Annotated in this window: 4 protein-coding genes; 1 reads left to right on the forward strand and 3 read right to left on the reverse strand. The window is 76.6% G+C overall.

The genetic code is table 11. From position 1 onward, the window contains the following. Positions 1–53: 53 nt before the first annotated feature. Together PUR61_RS04405 and PUR61_RS04410 are read right to left on the reverse strand one after the other, a co-directional pair. Positions 54–1,232 (reverse strand): N-acetylmuramoyl-L-alanine amidase, encoded by a 1,179-nt coding sequence (locus PUR61_RS04405; RefSeq protein ID WP_329875813.1) that lies wholly within the window; start codon positions 1,230–1,232, stop codon positions 54–56. Between the two features lie 199 nt (positions 1,233–1,431). Beyond that, complete coding sequence (locus PUR61_RS04410; RefSeq protein WP_329875814.1) at positions 1,432–4,830, reverse strand: BTAD domain-containing putative transcriptional regulator; 3,399 nt, start codon at positions 4,828–4,830, stop codon at positions 1,432–1,434. A gap of 259 nt (positions 4,831–5,089) precedes the next feature. Between PUR61_RS04410 and PUR61_RS04415 the strand changes: the two genes are divergently transcribed. Next, entirely contained in the window at positions 5,090–5,815 is a 726-nt protein-coding gene (locus PUR61_RS04415) for an NAD(P)H oxidoreductase (protein WP_329875815.1), read from the forward strand. An 86-nt stretch (positions 5,816–5,901) separates the two neighbouring features. Here the strand turns inward: PUR61_RS04415 and PUR61_RS04420 are convergent. Further along, positions 5,902–6,968: tetratricopeptide repeat protein (locus tag PUR61_RS04420; RefSeq protein WP_329875816.1), on the reverse strand; the 1,067-nt coding region annotated here is incomplete at its 5' end.

Genomic DNA, 6,968 nt, shown 5'->3' on the forward strand with positions numbered 1-6,968 from the left:
GCAGCAGGAAGTCAGCTGTCGGACGTCACCTGACGGACGTCACCTGCCGGAGGTCAGCTGCCCGAGCCGATACGGGCGGCGACGTCGGCGCGCAGGGCGGGAAGGGTGGCGTACGTGACGCCGCCGGGGCACTCGGTGGCCAGCCAGTCGCGGTGGCCGCTGATCATGTCGACCGGCTTGGTCACACCGTTGACCGGGTTGACGTAGGTGACGTGAGCCTGCGGGTTCAGACCGTGCGTACCGGCCGCGAGGGCGAGCAGCAGGGTGAGCGAGTGCCGCGCCTGCGCGGTGGGCTCCTGGCCGGTGAGGGTGCCGAGCAGGGCGATGCCGAGGTTGCCGGAGTTGAACCCGGCGGTGTGGAAGGCCGTGACCACGTTGCCGGTCGCGTCGTGCCCGGGGATGCCGTCCTCGCCGGACCAGCGGCCCTCGTAGATCCGCCCGGCCTCGTCGATCAGGAAGTGGTAGCCGATGTCGCCCCAGTCGAGGGTGATGGCGTGGTACTCGTAGATCGCCCGCACGGTGGCCGCCGGGTCGGCGTCGGCGTTCGGGGTGTCGGTGTGGTGCACCGTCAGGGTCTGCAGCGGGTAGTACTTGGCGGGGGAGTTCTCGGCGCCGTTCTTGAATCGCTTGGACTCGTCGGCGCCCCACGCGGCGCGCGGCAGGTACTGCACGCCGCAGAAGGTGGTGGGAGCGCTGGGGGAGATCGAGGCGCTGCGGACCGGACCGTGGGTGGTGTCGACTGCCGCGGAGCGGAGGTTGGCGGCGCCGTCGGGCAGGCGCAGCTCGTAGCCGACCGCGCCGTCGGCGGCGACGAGCACGGTGGCGGCGGGGGCGGCCGCCGTCGCGAGGTCCGAGTGGCCGACCGGGTCCGGGCCGCCCGCACAGCCGGCGGTCAGCGGCTTCCAGGCGCCGGGCCCGGTGCCGTCGTGGTGGAGGCGGATGGCCGCGCCGCGCCGGGGGCCGTCCCAGCTGACACCGACGTAGCGGATCGGGAACTCCGCGCGGACGTCGGCGGCTGCCCCGCCGGCTGCGGACCGGGCCCGGGTGGCGGGGGTGGTGACCGTACGGGCGGGGTTCGAGGCCGGGGCGGCCGGCGTGCCGGCCGGGGAACCGGTGGCAGGGGTGCTCGCAGTGGCGGCGTTCGCGGCGTTCGCGGTGGCGAGTGCGGCGGCCGTGGCGCCTATCGCGGTGACCAGGGTGCGCCGGGTGACGGCGGGTCGGGCGTTCGGCATGGGTGTCCTGTCTCGGGGTGTGGAGCGGGTGAAAACGGGCACGGCCGACGTGACGACCCGTCGGACGGAGGCAGACGGGTGCCCCGAATGACGGCTCGGCAGTCGGCTATGAATCTATCCAGATGATCGTTTTGGTTCGTAATTTTTCAGAAAACCTGTGCCCGAAGGGGCAGAAACAGCACGAAAGTCCGATTTCGATTCACCGGGCCGGGAGGCCGCTCGCCGGGCTGTCGAACGGGGCGAAGCGGGCCGGGTGGTCGGCCACCGGTGTCCGTTCGCCCCGGGCGTGGGCGGCGGCGAAGCCCTCCGCGCCGAGGGCGCCGAGGGCGCGGGCACCGATCCGGTCGGTGTCGAAACGCTCGGCCGCGGGCAGCGGGGAGCCGACCGAGCGGCGCAGTTCGGCGGCGGTGCCGAGGAGCTCGGCTGCGTGTTCGGCGTACTGGGCGTGCTCGCGGTGCCCGACCTGCTCGTCCTGCCCGGTGGCGGACCCGGCGACCGAGGGCGCGCCGAGGGAACGGGCGCCGGCCAGCCCCTCCAGGGCGAGGGCCACCGCCCGGACGTCCCCGGTCCGCTCGGCGGTGCGCAGTCCCTCCAGGTGGAAACCGGTCGCGCGCCCGGCGTCCCCCCGCTGCTCGGCGGCGAAGCCGAGCTGCGCCAGGATCAGAGCGGTGCCGGCGTCCACGCCCTGTTCGCGGTTCCAGGCGAGCCAGGGGAGGAGCAGTACCTCCGCGGCTTCGAGGTCGCCCCGGCGACGGGCGGTGAGGGCGAGACCCATGTCGGCGAACTGCTGGGCCGGTCGGTGCGACTGCTCGACGGCGAGCGTCCGGGCCCTCTCGTGCAGTCGCGCGGAGGCGTCGAGGTCCCCCGTGAGCAGGGCGATCCGGCCCGCCCGGGAGAGCAGGAAGGACAGGTCGGTCCAGAGCCTCAGCTCCTCCGCCAGCCGGACACCCTCCGCGTGCAGCCGGCGCGCCCGGTCGTAGTCACCGGCGATCTCGGCGAGCACACCGAGGTGCTCGGTCGCCCGGAGGCGGCCCCAGCCGTCGCCGAGTTCCGCGAACAGCGCTGCGCTCTCGGTGGCGTGGTGGCGGACGGCGGGCAGGTCGCCGCGGTAGCCGGCCTGCGCCGTCAGGGTGGCGTGGGCGGCTGCCTCGCCCCAGCGGTCCCCGGTCCGGCGGAACTCCGCGAGCAGACGGACGGTCTCGGTGCCTCCCGTGCCGGAGCGGCCGAAGCCGCAGCGGGCGAATCCCAGCAGCCAGCGGGCCCGGGCCTCGGCCGGGTGGCCGGTGCCGTCGCCGTGCTCGGTGCCGACGGCACCGGCGTCCGCCGGAGCCTCGTCAGGCGCAAGGCCCCGACCGGCGCCCTGACCGGCGCCCTGACCGGGGCCCCGGGCGGCCTCGGCCTCACCGGTGAGCAGGGCGAAGGCCTCCCGGCGGGCCAGTGCGGCGGCGCGGGCCGCGTCGGCGGGCCCGGCGAGGGCCAGCACGGTGGTCAGCCGGTGGTGCGCCTCGGCCGGACGGCCGCGCAGGAACCAGTACCACGTGAGCGCGTTCACCAGTCGGGTCGCCAGTGCGGTGTCGCGCTGCTCGACGGCGTCGCCGAGGGCGGCGCACAGGTCGGGGTTCTCCCGGTCGAGGCGGTCCAGCGCGGCGTGCTGGCCGGGCCCGTGGAGCAGCCTGCCGGTGTGCTCGGCGAGCTCGGTGCAGTACGTACGGTGGCGACGCCGGACGGCGGCGGTCTCGTCCGCCTCCTCCAGCCGCTCCAGCCCGTACGCGGCGATGGACTCCAGCAGCCGGTACCGGGGGCCGCCGTCCTCCCCGTCCGGGCCGGAGAAACCCGCACCCCCGGAACCCGGGCCCGCCGTGCCCGCGCTCACGGACACCAACGACCGGTCGACCAGCCGGCCGAGCGTGTCCAGGACGGCGGACGCGGGCAGGTCGGCCGGCTGCGGGCCGGGCGTGGCACAGACCTCCTGCGCGGCGTCGGCCGTGCAACCGCCGGCGAACACGGCGAGCCGGCGCAGCAGCGTGCGCTCCTCGTCGCCGAGCAGCTCCCAGCTCCAGTCGATGACGGCGCGGAGCGTGCGCTGGCGGGCCGGGGCGTCCCGGCGGCCGGCGGTGAGCAGCCGGAACCGGTCGTCCAGGCGCGCGGCGATGCTGTGCACGCCGAGCGCGCGCACCCGGGCGGCGGCCAGTTCGAGGGCCAGTGGGATCCCGTCCAGCCGGGCGCAGATCGCGGCGACCGCGTCGGCGGTGGCGGGCCCGAGTGCGAAGTCCGGTGCGGCGGCCCGCGCACGGGCGGTGAACAGCGCGATCGCGTCGCTCTCCGCGAGCGGCCGGACCAGGTGGAGGGACTCGCCGTCCAGGGCGAGAGGTTCCTGACTGGTCGCCAGCACCCGCAGGCCGGGGGCGTGCCGGAGCAGGTGCGCGGTGAGGTCGGCGGCCTGGTCGACGAGGTGCTCGCAGCCGTCCAGCACGAGCAGGAGGTCCCGGGCCCGCAGGGCGCGCGCCAGCCGGTCGGCGGCCGATCCGGCGGCGTGGTCCTCCCGGAGGCCGAGTGCGGCGGCGACGGCCGCGGCCAGGTCACCGGCGAGCGGCGTGAGTTCGACGAACCGGACGCCGTCGGCGTGGTCGCCGGACGCCTGGGCGGCCACCTCCAGGGCGAGCCGGGTCTTGCCGACCCCGCCCGGCCCGACCAGGGTGACCAGCCGGCCGTCCCGCACCAGCCGGTGGACCCGGGCCGCGTCCGCCGCCCGGCCGACCAGGGCGGTGACCGGGGCCGGCAGGTGGGCCTCGCCGTGCTCCGGCGGCGCGGGCGCGCTGCCCGCGGTGGCGGCCGGTACCCCCAGCGACGGGTCCTGCCGCAGCAGGGCGGTGTGCAGGCCGCTGAGTTCGGGCCCCGGGTCCAGGCCCAGTTCCTCGGCCAGCTGCGCCTTGATCTCGGCGAACCCCGCGAGCGCCTCGCTCTGCCGGCCCGCCCGGTACAGCGCGCGCAGGTGGGCCCCCCGAAGCCGCTCGCGCAGCGGGTGTTCGGCCACCGCGGCGGCCAACTCGTCGGCCAGCTCCCGGTGCTGGCCGAGGTCGAGGCGGGCCTCGGCGGACGCCTCCAGGGCGGTCAGGTACTGCTCGTCCAGGCGGACCGCCACGGCCCGGGCGAACGTCGCGTCGCGGAACTCGGCGAGTGCCGGGCCGCGCCACAGGGCGAGCGCCTCCCCGAGCAGCCGGGCCCGCCCGGTCCGGTTCCCCGCCCGGTGCGCCTGCTCGGCCAGGGCGGTCAGCCCGGCGAACCGCCCCGTGTCCACGGCCTCGTCGGCCACCTGGAGGGTGTAGCCGGCCGGCGTCAGGGCGACCAGGGCCCTGGCTCCGGGTTCGGCCTGCTCCAGGGCGCGGCGCAGCTGCGACACCTTCGTCTGGAGGGTGTTGGCCGGGTTGCCCGGCGGCCGGTCCTCCCAGAGGTCCTCCACCAGCCGGTCGGCCGGGAGCGGTCGCCCGTGGTGGGCGAGCAGATCGGCGAGCAGGGCCCGGACCTTCGGTTCGCGGACGGTGACGGGCGAGCCGTCGTCGGTGCGGATCCGCAGGGGGCCGAGCAGGTCGAAGCGCATGACGCCACGTTAGGCGGTGCCGGTCCGGTACCGGCGGGCGGGGCGTGCACGGCGGGTGGCCGCTCCGGCGGCGGACGGCAGGCGGGGCGCCGCTCGTGCGCAGGCCGTGAGCGGTCCGTGCGCGCGGCCCGGCAGGGTGATTCCCGTGAACGGCGGAGCCCACCGGGGCCCGCCGGACGACCGCCCGCGCGACAGCGTCCGGGACAGGCCCCCTGCGGGACCTCCCGCCCGGCCGCCCGACTTCCCGAGGAGCAGCACCGTGACCCGAGCCGTGACCCACCCCGTCGCCGACCCCGTCCTCGACCTCGTCACCGACCCCGCGCTCCACCGTGCCGACTCCGCAGCCCGCCGCGCAGGCGAGGACGGCGAGGTCTCCGGGGGCGCCCTGCCGGAGAGCCGCCGACCGCAGGTCCTGCTGGTCCTCGCCCATCCGCGGTCCGACTCGCTGACTGCCCAGGTGGCCGCCCGGGCCGCAGACCGGTTCGCCGCCGCCGGCTACCGGGTGGACCTGCTCGACCTGCACGCCGAAGGCTTCGATCCCCGGATGACGCCCGAGGACGAGCCCGACTGGCAGCACCGGGACAAGACCTACTCCGCCGACGTCCGGGCCCACATGCGGCGGATCGAGGCCGCCGACGTCATCGTCCCCGTGTTCCCGCTCTGGTGGTTCGGCCCGCCGGCCGTCCTGAAGGGCTGGATCGACCGGGTCTGGAACTACGGCTTCGCCTACGGGCGCAGCCGGCCGGGGCTGGCGGCCAAGCGGATGCTCTGGCTCGGGCTGAGCAGCTACCCGGCGGCGGAGTTCGCCGAGCTGGGCTGGGACGTGACGGTCACCCGCCTGCTCAAGGCCGGCATCTCGGAGTTCTGCGGCATCACGGACGCCTCGGTGGTCCTCCTGCACGACTCCCTCGCCGCCGGCGGGCGCGTCCTGGACGAGACGGACCGCGCGATCGGCGCCCTCCTCGCTCCGGCCCCGGTCGGATAGCCCGGCCCGTTCCCGCCCTGCTCCCGCCGCCCCGCCCGCGGCCCCCGCCCGTCTCCTGCCGGCCCGGCGCCGCCGGCCCTACCGCCTTACCCCAGGAGCCGCAGAGCTGCCTCGGCCCGGGCGGAGACGGGCGGCTCCGCGTGGGTCAGCTCGGCCACGTACAGGCGGATGTCGGCGAGCACGGCACGCGCGCCGGCCACGGCGAGGAAGGCGCGTGCCAGGCCGTCCGGAGCGGTGTCCCCGAGGACGAGGCCGTGGACGAACTGCCGGACCGCCACCTCGAAGGGGTCCTCGGGATCGCCGTACGGGGCTTCGAGGAAGGCGCTCCACTCGGGGGCCGAGGCCGCCCGCCCCGCCTCGAACAACCGCAGCATGGCCTCCTCCGCCAGGACCGGCGCGGTCGCCGCGTCCGCCGGTGGCACCTCGCGCAGGGCCTCCCGTGCGGCCGTGAGCTGTCCGTCGTGCCGGTACGCCGCGACGAGGGCGCACCGCACCGCGGTGTCGGCGGGATCGAGGGCGAGGACGGCGGCGAGGTCGGCGACGGCCTCGGCCGACCGGCCCGCCTGACGGTGCGCCTGGCCCCGCTCGGCGTGGGCCCAGACGTACTCGGGGTTGAGGGTGAGCGCTGCGGTGAGGTCGGCGACGGCCTGCTCCGCGTGGCCCGCCTGACGGTGGGCCTGACCGCGCGAGCCGAGCGTCCAGCCGTCGTCCGGATCGAGCGCGAGCGCCGTGTCGAAGTCGGCCACCGCCTCCTCCAGGTCGCCCGCGAGCCGGTGCACCTCGCCCCGAAGTGCGAACGCCCAGGCGTAGGAAGGATTCAGGGTGACGGCGGCGGTGAGGTCGGTCACGGCTTCGTCGGGTCGGCCGGCCTGGCGGTGGGCCTGGCCGCGGGCGCGGAGCGCCCAGACGTCCGACGGGCTGAGGGCGAGCGCGGCGGTGAGGTCGGCGATCGCCTGCTCCGGGAGGTCCGCCTGCCGGTACGCCTCGCCGCGCCCGGCGAGGGCCCAGGCATAGGCGGGGTCGAGGGTGAGGGCGGCGGTGAAGTCGGCGACGGCTTCCTCCAGCCGGCCGGTCTGGCGGTGGGCCTCGCCCCGTTCGGCGAACGCCCAGGCGTACTCGGGGTTGAGGGTGAGGGCGGCGGTGAGGTCGGTGA

It is taken from the genome of Streptomyces sp. BE20 (assembly GCF_036322525.1).
In the GTDB taxonomy this organism is placed as follows: Bacteria; Actinomycetota; Actinomycetes; order Streptomycetales; family Streptomycetaceae; genus Kitasatospora.